The following is a 16,551-nucleotide window of genomic DNA, read 5'->3' on the forward strand; positions in this document are numbered from 1 at the left end:
TCAACCCCCCTGCACGAACAGCCGGGTTCTCGCTTTACGCCACATGAAAGCAATCGGCACAAGCAAAGCGACGAACCAGATAACTTGAATGAAAAAAGCCTGCCAGACGGCACTGCCCTCAATGCGGCCCGTAATAACGGATCCCGGCAGATAAGTGATAGCCTGAAACGGCAGCCATTCCAAAAACTTGGCTGTCCATCCCGGAAACATCGTAATCGGCAGAATGAGACCGGAGAACAGATCGACAGCTACCCGCTTCATTCGCATCATACCCTCACTGTTCTCAAGAAAAAAGGCTGACAATCCCGTCATGATGTTGATCTGGGAGTTAATCAGAAAGGCAAAAAACAACATAAGCAGGTAAACAGCCCATAAGGACGGGTTCGTGGGCAGTTCGACCGGAAACAACAAGGAGGCGATCACAAGCCCCGGAGCCGTGAACAGCAGCAGACGGAATAGGCCCTCTCCGAATCCTTGCATCATCTTGTAGACCACATAGTTGTAAGGACGGATAAACTGGATGGCCACACTGCCGTCCCGGATTTCATTAGCAATTTCACGGTCCAGGTTATTGAAATAAAATGCCCGGCTCATCCAGGAAACGACGATATAGGTGGTCATCTGCCCTAAGGTCTGACCGCCCAGCGTCTCCTGGCTTCCATAGATAGCTTTCCACAGGAAGTAGTAAGAACCGATATTCAAAGCGTACACCAGAATTCCGCTGTAATAATTGACACGGTAAGCCAGCATCGTAATAAACCGGATGCGGATCAGTTCCACATAAGCTTTATACACGAGGCACCGCTCCTTTATCCCGCTCACCGGAGGTGCCTGATTCGTCTGATTCCGCAGGACTGTCCGCTTCGGAGGCTGAAAATTCGCCGAATGTAGGGCTGGCCTCAGCGGAGCCCGACTTGTAAATTTCACGGACGATATCATCCGTATTGGTCTCCAGAATGCGGATGTCGTCAATCTTGACAATGCCGACAATACGCGCAAGAACGTCAGATACGTTCGCTGTACGGTAAGGGATGAATACCCTTGCCTCCAGCTCACCTTCCCGTTTCCAGGTCACGTCCATTCCGGAAGTAAGGGCCTGAAGACTCTCCAGTGTAACCGGCTGGGTAAATTGAAGCACAACCTCTTTGCCTTTGCCCCACGTTTCCTTCAACTGATCCAGGCCGCCGTCATAAATAATGCGGCCGTCATCCAGCATAATGACACGGGAGCAGAGCGCTTCGATATCCTGAAGGTCATGTGTGGTCAGCAGAATCGTTGTTCCATACCGCTGGTTAAGCGACTTGAGGAATTCACGGATCTCAGTCTTCACGACAATGTCCAGACCAATTGTCGGCTCATCCAGGAATACAATCGCCGGATTATGCAGCAGTGACGCTGCCAGCTCACACCGCATCCTCTGTCCCAGACTGAGTTTGCGGACAGGCCTGCTGAGCAGTTCACCCAACATCAGACGGTCGGAGAGCTCATCCAGGCGCTCCTTGAAATCATTGTCGGGCACCCGGTAAACCTTCTTCAAGAGCTGGAAGGATTCAATGACGCCGATGTCCCACCAGAGCTGGCTTCGCTGCCCAAAGACGACACCGATTCCTTTCACGAAAGCTTCGCGCTCTTTGTAAGGAACGAAACCGTTCACTTTCAAGTGACCCGAGGTCGGTACGAGAATACCGGTCAGCATTTTAATCGTGGTCGATTTCCCTGCCCCGTTCTCCCCTATGTACCCGCAGATTTCCCCTTGAGGAATATCGAAACTGATATCTTTAACGGCCGTAATCTGGTTGTATTCGCGATTGAATAAATCACGAAAGGCCCCTTTGAGTCCGCCCCGGCTTTTCTGCACACGGAACTCTTTACGGAGCTCTCTGACTTCAATAGCTTGCATAGTTTCCTCCTGTGGACAAGTAGAATGGGAAACATTAGAAGCCTTATGTATTCAGATGTAAACTTGCGGCAATGAAGAAGTTGCCCCTATAATGAAATACATAGTTCCGCCGTTCCCACACATCATCATACAACAAAATGGCATTGGGGAGAAAGGTGCCTCCCCGGCGAGACCGGCTGCATACGCGAAAACGTTTCAGCGAACCTTTATGCAGTTAATAGTGTACAGGCCGCAATTGTTTATCATTTGAGAATGAAAGGGAATGAACTCCATATGCCCAATAGAAAACGCAGGGTACGGAAGCCGTGGCGGTTATTCTTGTTCACGTTTCTGTTCCTCCTGCTGTGTGCGGTAGGCTATTATACGTACAGTATATACAGCTTTGCCGGCAATATCAGTTCCACGGACAACGCGGCAGGTCCTGCCACCTTCGATCCCCGGTACAAGGGAGGAGAATACAAGCCTCCCGTATGGGAAGGAACAGAGCGGGTGAACGTGCTGCTGCTCGGGGCCGATGCCCGCGGGAAAGAAGACAAGGAACCGCTGCGGTCGGATACGCTGATGATCGCTTCCATTGACCCCGTGACGAAGAAGGCCGCACTCATGTCCGTTCTCCGGGATACCTGGGTCAAAATTCCGGGTAACGACGAAGGCAAGATAAATTCGGCCTTCACGATCGGAGGCCCCAATCTGGCAATGAAGACCGTCAGCGAGCTGACAGGTATCCCGATCCAGTATTATCTGTATACGGATTTCCAGGGATTCATCGCGCTGGTGGATGCGGTCGGCGGCATCGACCTTGAGGTCGAGAAAGATATGAAGTGGAAGGATTCCGCAGACGGACACGTATACGATATCGATCTCAAGAAAGGGATGCAGCATCTCGACGGCAAGACCGCACTTCAGTACGTTCGCTTCCGTCACGACGCCACCTCGGACTTCTCCCGCACGGAACGTCAGCGCAAATTCCTGACGGCCGTAGCGGATAAAATGCAGTCGACGGAGTCGATTCTCAAGCTTCCCTCAATACTGAAAAAAATGCAGCCTTACATCACGACGAATTTGTCCCTCAATGATATGATCAAGCTGAGCTCCCTTGGCATGGACGCCAAAGCCGGAGGCATTGAGAGCATCCAGATTCCTCCGACCGAACTCGTGATCGAACGCCGAATCAACGACCAACAGGTGATCGCCTTTGAGAAAACGCGCCTGAAGCGATATGTTCAGGAGGTTTTGAACGGAACGGCTGATTCTGCAGGGGAAGGTTTAGGCGAATCCGGCTCTAATTCCGGCTCCGACAGTTCCGGATCAAGATCTTCGGGAAGCACGACCCGGAGCGGAACGGACAGAGACAGCGCCGACAGATAGCAGCACCCGGACAGCCGGTATGGAAACTCCCGGAGTTTGGTGGGATAATGAATAACGTGTCCGTCACCCTGGAGGGACGGCACGTTATTTTTCTTATTTTAGGCGCAGGACGGCTACATAGCATTGTAGTTACCAACTGCCGGAAGCATACTTGCCCCATGTCCGGCGGCCCCGTACTACCGGGGAGCCACTTACGGCTGCTTGGCCATAGGGAAGTCACTGCGGATGCCTAACCCGAACATGGCAAGACAAAGCAGCCAGCAGGAAAAATCAGAACCATGATCCGCAATTTAAAGGCAAAAGGAGACATCCATCATGAACCATACAAAATCCGAGCAGCTTCATGAAGAAGCACTGATACATATCGTCGGCGGTGTAAACAGCCCCTCCCGCTCATTCAAAGCCGTCGGCGGAGGCGCCCCTGTTGCGATGAAGCGTGGAGAAGGCGCTTATTTCTGGGATGTGGACGGCAATAAATATATCGATTACCTGGCTGCCTACGGCCCGATTATTACCGGTCACGCGCACCCCCATGTGACGGAAGCGATCTGCCGGGCTGCGCAGAAAGGCACGCTCTACGGCACGCCTACCGAGCTGGAGGTAATATTCGCCAAAATGCTCAAAGAAGCGATACCGTCGATGGACAAGGTCCGCTTCGTCAACTCCGGCACAGAGGCCGTCATGACGACGATCCGAGTAGCGCGCGCCTATACCGGACGCACGAAGATCATCAAGTTCGCCGGCTGCTACCACGGCCACTCGGACCTCGTGCTCGTTGCCGCGGGTTCCGGCCCGTCCACTCTCGGCACACCGGACAGCGCAGGCGTCCCCGCCTCCATCGCCCAGGAAGTCATCACCGTGCCGTTCAATGACATTCCGGCACTCGAAGCTGCCCTCGCGCGCTGGGGCGATGAGATCGCGGCCGTGATGGTCGAGCCCATCGTGGGCAACTTCGGCATGGTGATGCCGAAGCCCGGCTTCCTCGAGGGGCTCTGCGCCGCCGCGCGTAAGAACGGTTCCCTCGTCATCTACGACGAGGTCATAACCGCGTTCCGTTTCCATTACGGAACGGTGCAGACCTACGCGGACCTCGGAAGCGTGCCCGCGGAGATCGAGCCCGATCTTACGGCGCTGGGCAAAATCATCGGCGGCGGACTGCCGATCGGAGCCTACGGCGGCCGTAAGGAGATCATGGCGCAGGTCGCGCCGCTCGGACCTGCGTACCAGGCCGGCACGATGGCAGGCAACCCTGCCTCCATCTCCGCCGGCATCGCCTGCCTCGAGGTGCTGAGGCAGCCGGGCACGTACGAGCGCCTCGAGCAGCTCGGCACCCGGCTGGCGGACGGCCTCCGCGAGTCGGCGGCCCGCCACGGCGCCCGGCTGACGGTGAACCGCATCGCCGGTGCGATCTCGACGCATTTCTGCGACCACCCGGTCACGAACTACGACGAGGCGCAGGACACGGACGGCGAGCTGTTCGGCCGCTTCTTCAAGCTGATGCTGGAGCGCGGCATTAACCTGGCGCCGTCGAAATACGAGGCGTGGTTCCTGACGACCGCGCACACGGACGAGGACATCGCGCGTACGCTGGAAGCGGCGGACGAGTCGTTCAAGCTGCTGCGGGGGTAACTCGCGCGCGACACGGCCTGAGTATGAGGGGTCGGTTAATTCCTGCCTCTCACACCTCGCATAACAAAAAACACCTCCAAGACATGCACCGGCTTGCGGAAGCCGGAAGCTGTCTAGGAGGTGTTTTGCTTTCAAATGATCTTTGATTATCTCTATGCGGGTCATTCTAATTTCTTTAGAGCCGCCTCAATATTCTCGAGGTGTCTCTCGGATTTTTTATACGTGGCATAAATAACGAATACATTTTTGTGTTGGAAACTTTGAACAAACGTCAAAGAGTTCACATTCTGGTTCTGTTCTTTTACGGCTTTTCTGACCGCGTCCTCTGAATCATACACATAGATATAGATCGACTCTTGATCGAAATCGCCATCTGTACCCGAAAAACGGAATAGATGCGGCGAAACGCTTACAAGCTGATCCATGTGCGATTCTCCCTTTGACACCAGCTCCATATCTTCTTTTTCAATCGACGATACCACTTGGTCTAGTGTAATAGTTTTGTTCGCCTCGCTGCAGCCTGTTAGTATTAAAATTAATAGAAATGTAAGTGAAATGCTTCTTAAGACCATAATGCTCCTCCTTTATTAACTGCCTTCTAAACTGTTTATTCGCTTAATAGGTTGCTTTGTTAAAAGAAAGATTAATCTATAGCAAATCTCCTTCTTTGGGGATCACTGCCAGTTGTGACTTCATTCTCGGATTCCCTCCATTTTTGTTAATGCCTTTAATTAATTTTTTTTCACTTGCTGCTGACAATATAAAATAACGCACCAAAAATCCCGTACTGCTCAGCAGACGGGATTTTTCATCTTACAATGCCGATCATATCTTCTTGTGCTTATACAGCGGCACCTTGATCATCACGGCAGTACCCATACCAGGACGGCTGGCTACCGTGATGCCGTAAATTTTGCCGAAATGAAGTTTGATCCTCTGATCCACGTTGCGGATCCCGTAGCCTATCTCCTCCTGCGCCAGCGGGTCGAACATACGGCGGAGCCGGTCCGGCTGGATACCGACTCCATCGTCGATAATTTTGAGGACGACAGCATCGTCCTGTATTTCACCTGTAATGCGGATACAAATCTGATCCCCGCACCATGCGTGCTGCAGAGCATTCTCAATAAATGGCTGCACGATGAGTTTCACTGTATCGTAGGCGTACACTTCGGGCTTAATGTCGAACAGCACTTCGAGGCGATCCCCGTATTTGATCGTCTGGATATCCACGTAAGCCTGCGCCTGCTCAAGTTCTTTGCTCAGCGGTATAAACGTTCTTCCGTCATTCAATGTAAGCCTGTAAAACTTGGCAAGTCCGATTACCATCCGGTGCAGTTTATCAATATCACCAAACCGGGCCAGACGGCTGATCGACGACAAGGTGTTATACAAAAAGTGCGGGTTGATCTGGGCTTGCAATGATTCGAGTTCCGCTTCTTTCTTCTGGATATTGGTCAGATAGACCTCCCGGATTAATCCTTCGGTATGCTGGCCCATATCGTTCAAAGCCACCGCAATCTGGCCGAATTCATCCCGTCCCTCGTAGGCCATCCGCTTACGGAACTCCCCTTCACGAAAAGCTTCCAGCACCGATACGATTTTCTTTACTCTTTTGGAGAAGAATCTCGCGAACATCCATCCCACAAAGAAAATAACGAGAACGGCAATCAGGCATACGATGATCGTTAACTGGAGCACCTTCGCCGCATCCCGCTCCATCACATTGGTCGGCACCAGGGTGACCAGACTCCAATCCAGGCTGGCTAACGGTTCCCGGATGACGAGATGATTGTCTGCCCAGGCATTGTTCCACTTCTTCCCCTTCATACTGTCTAGGGCTGTAGAAGAATGAATGATTTCTTCATCTTTTCCAACAATATAAATAGCGCTTCCTTCGCCGATCTTACTGAAATCCACACTGTCAAACAATTCACTCTTATTGACCACGATGCGTATAAAGCCGATTTCTTTCAAAGCGTAATTGGATACGTCAACCATTCTCCGCAGCAGTGAAATTCTTTCGTGCTTATCGTCATCCAGGATCTGTCTCCACTGCATCGTCTTGCCGTATTGCTCCCTGGCAGGATAGTCCAAATACCACTGCTCTTGTTTGATCCGGCTCATGTGGTAGATATCATACGTATTGGTTATCGACTGCAGAGGATCGCTATTCTCATGATTGGAATATACTTCACCGATCGTCCCATTCTGCAAATAAACAGACAGCCAGATATTGCGGTCTGTAGATTGTACGGTCTGAAGAAATTTAGGCTGCAAATAATTAATAGTCGCATCGTACTTTACCCAGCCTTCTTCATAGTTTCTCAAATGCCGGGCAAGCGTTTCGTCATAATAAATCATCGATGACAGCCGATTGGTATCCTGTATTTTGTATAAAATATTATCTTTAATCTGCCTGAGTGTACCCTGAACATTATTCTCCGCTTGCTGACGCATGGATTTCACCAGGGTAGAAACAGAGAAAGAGCCCACTACGATGACGGGTACGAGAATGCACAACATATAGGACAGCATCAATTTATAGGAAAGCGGAACAAACCGCTGTCTTTTAGCCGGTTTCATCCGATAGCACCCTACCCTTCCATCCGCTAATGATTACGTCTGTACTGCATAGGCGTCATTCCGAATGTCTCCTTGAATTGCCTGCTGAAATACGGCAGATACCTGTAGCCGATCCGGTCGGCCACTTCATAAATTTTGAGAGTCGGATCACTGAGAAGTTCCTTCGCCTTTTCCATTCTCAGAGAGATCACAAAGTCACTGAAATTCTGACCGGTTTCTTCTTTAAAGACATGACCCAGGTAATTAGGCGAGAAAGAAAAACGGTCGGCTACATCCCGCAGCGTCACATTGTCCGCAAGCTTCTCTTTGACATAATCCATCATATCCCGGATAAGTTTGCGGTTCTTATTCTGCTGACTCATGCGCAGCCTCTCCGAAATCTCAAACAGCTTGCGCCGCAGCCAGTCCCGAATGTCATCAATCGTCTCGAACTGGAGAATAATATCCAGATTCTGAAGCTCCATGCCAAGCATAGAGAAGAACTGTTCGTTCATGGACTGCAGATAGCCATCCAGTTTAACAATAATATAAGTTGCAAAGTTTATGATCGTGAATCTGGAACGCAGACGCACGGCCAGACTAAATAAATGATCAATCTCATCATAAATAGCGACAAGGTCGTAGTTAACGGTGGCTGCAAATAGCGCGTCGAGCCGGTATTCCAGTAACTTGGCATCCGCGATTTCTTCATCCCGCAGCACGCCGGACTCGAGAATTTTGCCCTTGCCGTAGAACATTTTCGTATCCAAGGCTGTCAGAGCTTCGCGGTAAGATTCCTGGAGAGCAGTCGGACTGTCGGCCGCCCCGCCCAGCCCGATTGTAATCGTGAAAGGAAAGTTCGTCTTCACATGGTCGATGACTTGTTTCAAGATTTCGTAACCGCTCTCATCCGACGTAATCAGAAGACCCAGCCTCTGTTTGGAGATACGGCATGTATGGTTAATCCCGCGGGGAGTACAAAGATCGATCAAATGACCGCCAAAATCATTCAGCATGTCCTGGCGTTCTTTAGCTGTGTAAGGATTAAGCTTCCAGGACAAATCGTCCGTCTCCAGAACAGCCGCTCTGACGGGAAACTTTACCGGTTTCAATCCTTCCTCGGCAAGCAGTTCGTCCAGTTCCTGACGGTCGGCCGTGCCTTCCAGTAAACGAAATACATACTCGTTATGAACGATCGGCCTCATCTGCTCGAAGGCTCGCTCCGTTTTACGGCGCTTTTGATCACGGTCGAGATCCTGAATGACAGCTTCCAGCGATTGAATCATTTCACTGTCATCCATCGGTTTGAGGACATAGCTGCATGCCTTCAGAGACAAAGCTTCTTTGACATATGCAAAATCCTGATGTCCGCTCACAAAAATAATCCGCAGATCGGTATATTTCTCCAACGCATGCCGTGCCAGCTCAAGTCCGGTCATGCTCGGCATCCGTACATCGGTTACGAGAATATCTACTTTCTCCTGCTCCATTAATTTGACGGCATCAAAGCCGTTATTCACCGCCCCCACAACATGAAGGCCGAGGCGCTCCCACGGAATAAAAGCTCTTAGTCCTTCCAGATCAAGATATTCATCATCAGCCAGCAGTACTTGATACATGATGCTTCTCTCCTTTCATCCCAATATGTCAAAAGAGGATATACTTGTAAGTATACCCTCTAGTCTGAGTCGTGGAAATAATATTTTATTTCACAGGTAGGTCTCTGCACTTCTTTTTCCAGTCAAATAGTCCTGATTGCCGTCCCGTTCACTACAATATAGGCCTATAATGCACACCGTTCAACTTCGAAACCCAGGTCTTCCAGCATATGGTGGTCATCACTGGAGTCCTGGCCTTCGGTCGTCAAATAATCACCCAGGAAAATAGAATTCGCCGCATAGAGACCCAGTGGCTGCAGGGATCGCAAATTAACTTCCCTTCCGCCCGCAATACGGATTTCTTTACGGGGACAAATGAAACGCATCAGCGCCAGCACCTTCAGACATTTACGCGGAGTGAGCTGCCGGTAACCGGCAAGCGGCGTCCCCGGGATCGGATTCAAAAAATTAACGGGGATCGAATCCGCATCCAGCTCACGGAGGGCGTATGCCATTTGGACGAGTTCTTCGTCGCTTTCACCCATTCCGGCAATGATGCCCGAACAAGGCGACATTCCGGCCAGTTTGGCCTGTTCTACCGTTTTGACACGATCTTCGTATGTATGGGTGGTTGTGATCCGGGAGAAATTCGATGTGCTTGTATTCAGATTATGGTTGTACCGGTCAACACCCGCTTCCCGCAGCCTGGCCGCCTGCTCATCCGTCAAGATCCCCAGGCAGGCACAAATTTTCATCGGCATCTCGGCTTTGATCGTCTGCACGGCCGCCACCACCTGATCCAGTTCCCGGTTAGTCGGTCCCCTGCCGCTTGCAACGATACAATAGGTTCCGGCTTCCATGCTCATCGCCTTGCGCGCTCCTTCTACGAGCACCTCTTTCTCCAGCAAAGGGTACTTCGTAATCGGCGCCTTCGATATAATAGATTGCGAGCAATAGCCGCAGTCTTCCGGGCAAAGACCGCTTTTGGCATTAATAATCAGATTGAGCTTCACTTTGCGCCCGTAATAATATGTCCTGACCCGGAAAGCAGCATGAAGCAGCGGCAGCAGTTCATCATCGTCAGCCTGAAGCACGGACAAGGCCTCTTCCTCTGTAAGCAGCTCTCCTGCCAGAGATTTATCGGCTAATCGGTTCCAATACATAGGGCTGACACGGGGGTCCTGTCTATCTGTTGCCTCTAGTTTCATAATTTCAGCTTCCTCTCTATTCATTCGGAATTTGTATAAGGCTTTTCAATTGTCAACTAAAATAAAATAATGAGGTTTACAATGATAAAGTTATTGTAGCAGTATTTCTCTTCCCGGGAAAGTACTTTCCCGGTTTGAATTGCAGATGCAGTCTTTTTTCGCATAAAAAAAGAGCACTCCGTCCAGCGGAGTACTCTCTTCACAATTAGGGATCTAGCGGTAGCTGCTGCGCAGCCATTCTCTGCTTGTCGCGATGCTGTCAAACGGCGGATTCTGGCATTCATCCTGTTCCACGATGAACCATTTCACACCCGTCTCAGGTGCTGCGGCCAGGATCGGTTTGAGATCCACCTCACCCGTGCCCAGCTCGACCGTAAGCAATTTGCCGTCTTCTTTGCGAAGGTCCTTCATATGAAGAAGCGGCGTTCTTCCGGCGTACTGCTTCATCACATCGACCGGGTCTAGCCCCGCGTTATGCGCCCAGCATACGTCCAGTTCGACAAACAGCTCCTCTGGAGGAAGAGCGGAGAAGAAAGCATCGAATAAGGTTTTCTCCCCCATTTTTTCCTCGAATTCGAAGGAGTGGTTATGGTAACCGAATGCGATGCCGTGCTCAGCGAACCGGCGGCTGCTGTGTTGGAGAATTTGAACGACTTCAAGAAATTCCTCTTGCGTCCTTCCTTCTTTAAACCAGCCCGGACATGTTACATATTTGCTGCCGATTGCCGCGTTCATCTCGATTTCTTCCTGTAAGTTCTCCTTCAGGCGCGGGAGGCCAACGTGACTCCCGACAGCAGTCAGACCCAGCTGTTCCAGCTCTTCCTTCAATTCCTGCGGACTCAGACCCCCGTATCCTGCAAATTCCACACCTTCATATCCAAGCTCCGCGACTTTGCGCAGCATCCCTTTAAAATCCTTACTTCCCTCTGAGCGAAGAGTATACAGCTGCACGCCAATTCCGATTGTAGACATATGAATCCCCTTTCCTCTGCTCCGCGAATGAAATGGCGGGATGCGGTAAACGCTTCCCTGGTTAAAACCTCTCCTTCTATTGTTACCATCTCTCGTTTATAATGGGAATGAATGATCCATGCAGAACATGAACAATTTAGCTAAATTATTTAAAAGGACAGATGACCTGTGATAAGAAGACAAGGCCAGACAGGAGAGGACCCCCGGGTACGAATTCTCTCGGCCGGCTATTCAGTTCACCGTAAACCGTTCGTTTCGAATCAGCGCGAGGGTATCGCGTATTATTTGCTGCGCCTTCAAACCGAGGGGACCTGCCAGGTGTGGCAGAACGACCGCTACGTAACTGCGGAACCCGGAGACCTGCTGCTCTACAGCCCGGGAGATGCTTACGAGCTTCGCATCGGGGGGCTGCCTGCTCAATCCGGCACTGAAAAACCTTCCGGAGAAACCATCTTCAGCGGAGATTATTATCTCATGTGTGCAGGAAGCTGGATGGATGAGTGGTGGTCCAGATTGGAGCGGCCCGGCATTATCCGTGTGGGACTTGACGATAGCTGGTTAAATTTATGGCGCGAAATTTTCCGGGAAAAACGCCGCCTGCATGACAATCTCCAGGAAATCGGAGATTATTTGGTGCGTGCTCTCTGCCTTTCACTGGACCGCGTCATCGGGGACCTCGCCGATCTGGAATCGTTCCCCCAGAAACCCCGCTTCTCTTATATCGTGCAGCGGATGAAGACGTACATCGAGCAGAATGCGCCCGAGGCGTTCACGCTCAATGATTTGGCTGAGCATGTGGGACTCAGCGCTTCGAGAGCCGGACACTTATTCCGGGAAACCTTCGGCCAATCCGTGATGGACTATGCGATCGAAGTCAGGATCTCCATGGCTTGCGAGCGTATCCGCTTCGGAGCCATGACGCTCGAGCAGGCTTCTGAATCATGCGGCTTCCACAGCTATTCGTACTTCCATCGTACGTTCCGGTCACGGATGGGCCTATCTCCCCGCGAATACCGGGACGGGAAGCTCGGATCTCTGGAGCAGCCCGAAGAAGAACATGTTGAAGCGGAGTAGCTGAGGAACAGGATCTTACAGAGGTTCTCTTGCAGGGTCTTCCCAAAAGCCGACAGTGCAGCCTTGCAGACAGCAATCATGTTCAGCGGGAATTATTTTCAGCAGGAATCATCTTCAGCGGGGATTTCCTGCCACTTCCCGCTACTGACGCTTCTTGCGCCGGGCGCATGCGCATGCGCCCGGCCTTCATGCAAGCAAGCCTCTGTTTCATCCTTTTATCGGCCCAGCCGGTTTGACTCCTCTATGCGAGAAGTCTCCGAGCAGCAACGGCAAAAATCCCCTATCGGAAGTTATCCCGATGGGGATTTTTAGATTCAGCGCATGGACAAGACTACCTGCCGCTGATTTACTTTTAAAACAATCAACAAATATTCAACGACTACCGGCCCGCGAACATCAGAGTTACGGCGCCAGTTTCACAGCCTTGACCCAGCTCACATCCTTGCCCCACTTCACCTCGTGATACGAGAAAAGGACGTAGGAGCGGCTTTCCTGCTTGGCAGGGTCTTTCTCCTTGATGTAAAAACGCACTTTAGCCGGGAAATCGGCCCCCTTGTAGATAAAGCCTGACGCCATCCCTGCCCGCTTGGCTTCCTCAATGCTTGTGGCCGCGCCGGTTATGCGTTCGAGCATCTCCTTAGCCGGATTCAGCGTATTGGTATCTTCTCCGCCGAATGTATAATTCTCAGGCTTGTGTCCGTTCTTGATCGCATCCGGAGCCGCCTCCGCACCCACAATCTCCGCGTTATCCAGACCGGGGTACACTTTGTACGTATATCCGCTCTGATCCAGTGCCTTACCGTCCGCACTCTCCAGTTCGACCTCATACAGAGCCGTGTAAGACTCGGATGCGGGCGTTTGCGGAGGCGCTTCTGCCGCAGGCACCATACGGGTGCGCAGCTTAATATCATCAGGCGCTAAAGTCGGATCTATATTCGCGCGGATAACCGCATAGATACCCGCTGCGAGACAAAGACCGATTAGCACATATATCCATTTTTTCATCCTCTTCCGTTCCCCCTCAAACATACTTCTCTGTTGTCATGTTACTTGGTCGGGCACAAAAAAACAAATAGACCCCGAAGGCTCGCATTCGGGGTCTGTCATGCAGGCGATTTCTACAGCCGCCGGGGTCTCCTGCGATGCAGTCATTTCTAGGCGGGCGAATTTCTCTGTCCCGATATCTGTCTGCAAGCTGTTAATCGGCAGCAAAATCCGATCTATTACCATTCGCTGTAAATGAACCGTTGCCTCCGTATTCCCGCATATCTACGAAGACGAAGTGAACGATCCTACAGCCCCGTGCCGCCAGCTTCCTGCAGCACCTGCTGCATCTCGTCGTGGATGCTGCTATTCGTAGCCATCACGTTGCGTACGCTGAGCGTGTAAGGGCTGCCAGCCGTATCCGTGACCTTGCCGCCAGCCTCCTGAACGAGCAGCGCCCCCGCAGCCAAATCCCATGCGTTCAGTCCGATTTCCCAGAAACCCGTCAGCCGTCCGGACGCCACATAAGCCATGTGAAGCGCAGCCGAGCCGGCGTTGCGCACGTTGCGGACCCGGGGGACAATAGCTGTCATCCCTGCCATATTCACAGCCAAAGCCCCGCTGCGGTCCGCCGGGAAGCCTGTAGCGACCAAGCTGTCCGATAGTGAAACCTGGCCGCACACATTCAGCTTGACGCTCCTTAAGTATGCACCCTTCCCTTTCTCCGCAACAAAGAGCTCATCGCGCATCGGATCATAGACGACGCCGACAATGACTTCACCTTTGTACGCTAACGCAATCGATACGCTGAAGAACGGGAATCCGTGCACATAATTGGTTGTGCCATCCACCGGATCCACGATCCACAAGTACTCCGCTTCACTTACATCTTCAAGCGCGGAAGCAGAAGCTAACGGACCCGGCTCCACTCCTTCTTCCCCGAGAAAAGCATGGTGCGGAAAATGAGTCATAATCAGATTCTTGATCATTTTCTCAGACCCCTTGTCCACTTCAGTCACAAGGTCATGCGGAGAATATTTTACATGTACCTGACGAATGTCCCCCAGCCGGCTTTTGATCCATTCGCCCGCTTTGGCAGCCGTATTAATCGCAACAGCCGTGAAGCTTTTACCGCCAACGCGATAAGGTTCCTGATTTACAGTCGACATACGGAATCACTCATTTCTCACAATCTATTATAGTACCAGTATAGTAAATATAATGATTTAAGTGCTACATAGATTTACCCAAATTTCCTCGTAGGATCTGCCAAAAAATAAAGGCCGCTCGCGCGGCCGCAGCTCTATTCATCGACCTCTGGAAGATTCCCTCATTAAGCTTCCTCTTCCTTATGTATGCTTGCTCAGACGAGCTGCCAGCCTGTTAACGCGGGCAAGCCCGGGCAGAGCCGTCATGACCCGGCCCCACAGCTTAAACCTCAGCATATCACCTGTGATTGTACGGGTTCCCCGGCGGATCTGCACGAGCCTCGCCAGCAGGTTACCGGCTGCCACGGGCAGGTCAAAGCCGATGTTCGCATCCCCTTTGCAGTAGAAGACAGCCCCGCCCCCCGATCCCGTCCGCCTGATTAGCCGATGGGCAATCAATCCGCCATCGGCTGCTTCAAAGAGCACGATGTCGCCCCGCTGCACTTCATCGGGGCCCGCCTGCTCGAAGGTGCAGACGCTGCCTTCCCGGATAAGCGGCAGCATGCTCGTACCTCGCGAAGGGATCTCGACACGGCCTCGCTGCTCCAGCGACCGTCTGATGACGTGCAGCTCCAGCTCCGATTCAATGGTGACCGTGAGCCGCCTGCCGGAACCTCTGGCAAGGCCGCTGCCACTGCCGGCGTCAGGCGCAATATCCGCTCCGGCCTCACTATTAGTACGTGTGATACCTTCCGCCCGCCTGTCTGCCTCAACGTGAGGGCCGGCACCGCCTGCAGCTGCATCTCTGCCTTTGCTGCGGGCGCCCTCGCCCGTATCCCTTCCGCCGGAGCCGCCGGTCATTGTCCGCCAGCCCCTTCACTGGTTCCGTGCGGGGCAATCACTTTCCAGAAGCTGTCGTTCTTCTGGAAATACAGCTCGCGGACGGGAACACGCTCCAGGAAGCGCCTGCACAGCCGCATGACCGTCCGGGTCTCGTCTGCTCCAACTGTCCAGACGAAGACCTGGTTCAGTACGAGCGGCAGCGCATCCGCTGCTTTCACCGGGACCGTCCGGACTTCCCCGGACTGTCTCAGCACATACATACCGGCCAGCGGTGCAGCCGGAATGGACTCACCGATATCCCAACGCGAGTCGCTGCGGAACGGTGAGTTGTAGGCGAGCGCGGCCGGCTCGCCCTCTGGCAGAGCGATGACGGTAGCTTCATCGCTGAGCAGCATCCGCGGCCGCGACAAGAGCGCCGCTGTTGATTTGCCGGCTCCCGACGGGCCGGCGAACAAGTACCCTTCTTCGGCTTGTACCACACACGAAGAGTGTACGAGCAGCCCCAGCTCATTGCGGATGAGAAAAGCGCTGTATATATTCATAAGCGCATGCTTGAGCGCAAACTCGTCATGCACCTTGACTCTCGCGGCCGTAATCTTCTCGTCCGCCTCGATCCGGTAATCTGCACGCGTGTAGGTCACACTGCCGCCCGCCCGTTCCGCTGCTACATCAAAATCAACGAACGGTACCCCATAGCCCTCTATGATTTCAAGCCGCAGACGCGCAGCTTCTCCCTCATCCTCAAATCCTCTGTCAAACGAATCGGCGAGCCACTCTCCGAGCGGAACCGAACTTGTCTTCATTTCAATGAGTTCGTTACCGATCCGTGTCATAAAACGCACCATTGCCGCTCCTCACTTTGTGCCAAAATAAACGGGAAGAACTATGTTTAGGCACAGATAGCCTCAGTCGTCGATCCATCCTCGTTCAAATAACAGCTTTGATCCAACTGGGATCTCTGCCTCGCCTATTTTGCTCTCACTTATCCCCAGGTTCTCACCACTCGCCTGATCCCGAACGAGTTTTTGCTTTCTGCCATTGACTTCAAGCAGCACGGGGAAAATAACGACCGTGTTATCATCCGCCGATTAGATGGTTTTAGAAAAGGCCGGCACAACGCCGCACAAATGCCGGGACCGGTTTTTTTCATAAACCAGCCTTTCTTTCCCGTTACATAAAAAGCCCCCTGGAGAAGTCTGCACGCGATGCGATCGGGTGTACGTTTCTCTAAGGGGCTGATTCATGCATATGTAGTTGTCGCT

14 protein-coding genes are annotated in these 16,551 nt (G+C 52.3%); 3 read left to right on the forward strand and 11 right to left on the reverse strand.

Features of this window, described 5'->3' with window-relative positions:
• Both EDM21_RS09390 and EDM21_RS09395 read right to left on the reverse strand, forming a co-directional pair.
• Positions 1-795, reverse strand: coding sequence for an ABC-2 family transporter protein (locus tag EDM21_RS09390; RefSeq protein ID WP_166541921.1), 795 nt, complete (start codon positions 793-795; stop codon positions 1-3).
• Positions 788-1,900 (reverse strand): ABC transporter ATP-binding protein, encoded by a 1,113-nt coding sequence (locus EDM21_RS09395; RefSeq protein ID WP_157334993.1) that lies wholly within the window; start codon positions 1,898-1,900, stop codon positions 788-790. The genes EDM21_RS09390 and EDM21_RS09395 overlap by 8 nt, the downstream gene beginning before the upstream one ends.
• Before the next feature lie 273 nt (positions 1,901-2,173).
• On the opposite strand from EDM21_RS09395, the gene EDM21_RS09400 reads away from it, so the two are divergent.
• Both EDM21_RS09400 and EDM21_RS09405 read left to right on the forward strand, forming a co-directional pair.
• Positions 2,174-3,268 carry an LCP family protein gene (locus EDM21_RS09400; RefSeq protein ID WP_157334994.1) on the forward strand — a complete coding sequence of 365 codons (1,095 nt, stop codon included), beginning with the start codon at positions 2,174-2,176 and terminating at the stop codon, positions 3,266-3,268.
• Between the two features lie 315 nt (positions 3,269-3,583).
• Positions 3,584-4,897 (forward strand): glutamate-1-semialdehyde 2,1-aminomutase, encoded by a 1,314-nt coding sequence (locus EDM21_RS09405; protein ID WP_157334995.1) that lies wholly within the window; start codon positions 3,584-3,586, stop codon positions 4,895-4,897.
• Positions 4,898-5,058: 161 nt separating this feature from the next.
• Here the strand turns inward: EDM21_RS09405 and EDM21_RS09410 are convergent, their stop codons facing one another.
• The 5 genes from EDM21_RS09410 to EDM21_RS09430 all read right to left on the reverse strand — a co-directional run bounded on the left by EDM21_RS09410 (position 5,059) and on the right by EDM21_RS09430 (position 11,240).
• The gene (locus tag EDM21_RS09410) at positions 5,059-5,469 is read right to left on the reverse strand and encodes a hypothetical protein (RefSeq protein WP_157334996.1); all 411 of its coding nucleotides are present in this window, start codon (positions 5,467-5,469) and stop codon (positions 5,059-5,061) included.
• 253 nt (positions 5,470-5,722) lie between these two features.
• On the reverse strand, positions 5,723-7,483 hold the full coding sequence (locus tag EDM21_RS09415; protein ID WP_157334998.1) for a sensor histidine kinase: 1,761 nt from the start codon (positions 7,481-7,483) through the stop codon (positions 5,723-5,725).
• Positions 7,484-7,509: 26 nt separating this feature from the next.
• Complete coding sequence (locus EDM21_RS09420; RefSeq protein WP_157335000.1) at positions 7,510-9,081, reverse strand: response regulator; 1,572 nt, start codon at positions 9,079-9,081, stop codon at positions 7,510-7,512.
• A gap of 164 nt (positions 9,082-9,245) precedes the next feature.
• Complete coding sequence (bioB, locus tag EDM21_RS09425) at positions 9,246-10,268, reverse strand: biotin synthase BioB (protein ID WP_275938793.1); 1,023 nt, start codon at positions 10,266-10,268, stop codon at positions 9,246-9,248.
• Between the two features lie 213 nt (positions 10,269-10,481).
• On the reverse strand, positions 10,482-11,240 hold the full coding sequence (locus EDM21_RS09430; RefSeq protein ID WP_157335002.1) for a sugar phosphate isomerase/epimerase family protein: 759 nt from the start codon (positions 11,238-11,240) through the stop codon (positions 10,482-10,484).
• A gap of 168 nt (positions 11,241-11,408) precedes the next feature.
• Here EDM21_RS09430 and EDM21_RS25370 point away from each other — a divergent pair, with 168 nt between their 5' ends.
• The gene (locus EDM21_RS25370) at positions 11,409-12,314 is read left to right on the forward strand and encodes an AraC family transcriptional regulator (RefSeq protein ID WP_166541922.1); all 906 of its coding nucleotides are present in this window, start codon (positions 11,409-11,411) and stop codon (positions 12,312-12,314) included.
• 402 nt (positions 12,315-12,716) lie between these two features.
• Here EDM21_RS25370 and EDM21_RS09440 read toward each other — a convergent pair whose 3' ends face one another.
• The 4 genes from EDM21_RS09440 to EDM21_RS09455 all read right to left on the reverse strand — a co-directional run bounded on the left by EDM21_RS09440 (position 12,717) and on the right by EDM21_RS09455 (position 16,134).
• On the reverse strand, positions 12,717-13,319 hold the full coding sequence (locus EDM21_RS09440; RefSeq protein ID WP_235918120.1) for a hypothetical protein: 603 nt from the start codon (positions 13,317-13,319) through the stop codon (positions 12,717-12,719).
• Positions 13,320-13,606: 287 nt separating this feature from the next.
• Positions 13,607-14,467: an inositol monophosphatase family protein gene (locus EDM21_RS09445; RefSeq protein WP_157335006.1), complete on the reverse strand. Its 861-nt coding sequence runs from the start codon at positions 14,465-14,467 to the stop codon at positions 13,607-13,609.
• A 180-nt stretch (positions 14,468-14,647) separates the two neighbouring features.
• Positions 14,648-15,307, reverse strand: coding sequence for a signal peptidase I (locus tag EDM21_RS24945; RefSeq protein WP_235918121.1), 660 nt, complete (start codon positions 15,305-15,307; stop codon positions 14,648-14,650).
• The gene (locus EDM21_RS09455; RefSeq protein ID WP_157335008.1) at positions 15,304-16,134 is read right to left on the reverse strand and encodes a hypothetical protein; all 831 of its coding nucleotides are present in this window, start codon (positions 16,132-16,134) and stop codon (positions 15,304-15,306) included. The genes EDM21_RS24945 and EDM21_RS09455 overlap by 4 nt, the downstream gene beginning before the upstream one ends.
• Positions 16,135-16,551: the final 417 nt, after the last annotated feature.

The organism is Paenibacillus lutrae, from assembly GCF_009757775.1.
Classification (GTDB): domain Bacteria; phylum Bacillota; class Bacilli; order Paenibacillales; family NBRC-103111; genus Paenibacillus_F; species Paenibacillus_F lutrae.

Bases quoted from the DNA above. Each gene is read 5' to 3' on its own strand.
- EDM21_RS09395 (WP_157334993.1), bottom strand. From the start codon at position 1,900: ATGCAAGCTATTGAAGTCAGAGAGCTCCGTAAAGAGTTCCGTGTGCAG.
- EDM21_RS09400 (WP_157334994.1), top strand. From the start codon at position 2,174: ATGCCCAATAGAAAACGCAGGGTACGGAAGCCGTGGCGGTTATTCTTG.
- EDM21_RS09405 (WP_157334995.1), top strand. From the start codon at position 3,584: ATGAACCATACAAAATCCGAGCAGCTTCATGAAGAAGCACTGATACAT.
- EDM21_RS09410 (WP_157334996.1), bottom strand. From the start codon at position 5,469: ATGGTCTTAAGAAGCATTTCACTTACATTTCTATTAATTTTAATACTA.
- EDM21_RS09415 (WP_157334998.1), bottom strand. From the start codon at position 7,483: ATGAAACCGGCTAAAAGACAGCGGTTTGTTCCGCTTTCCTATAAATTG.
- EDM21_RS09420 (WP_157335000.1), bottom strand. From the start codon at position 9,081: ATGTATCAAGTACTGCTGGCTGATGATGAATATCTTGATCTGGAAGGA.
- bioB (WP_275938793.1), bottom strand. From the start codon at position 10,268: ATGAAACTAGAGGCAACAGATAGACAGGACCCCCGTGTCAGCCCTATG.
- EDM21_RS09430 (WP_157335002.1), bottom strand. From the start codon at position 11,240: ATGTCTACAATCGGAATTGGCGTGCAGCTGTATACTCTTCGCTCAGAG.
- EDM21_RS09440 (WP_235918120.1), bottom strand. From the start codon at position 13,319: ATGAAAAAATGGATATATGTGCTAATCGGTCTTTGTCTCGCAGCGGGT.
- EDM21_RS09445 (WP_157335006.1), bottom strand. From the start codon at position 14,467: ATGTCGACTGTAAATCAGGAACCTTATCGCGTTGGCGGTAAAAGCTTC.
- EDM21_RS24945 (WP_235918121.1), bottom strand. From the start codon at position 15,307: ATGACCGGCGGCTCCGGCGGAAGGGATACGGGCGAGGGCGCCCGCAGC.
- EDM21_RS09455 (WP_157335008.1), bottom strand. From the start codon at position 16,134: ATGGTGCGTTTTATGACACGGATCGGTAACGAACTCATTGAAATGAAG.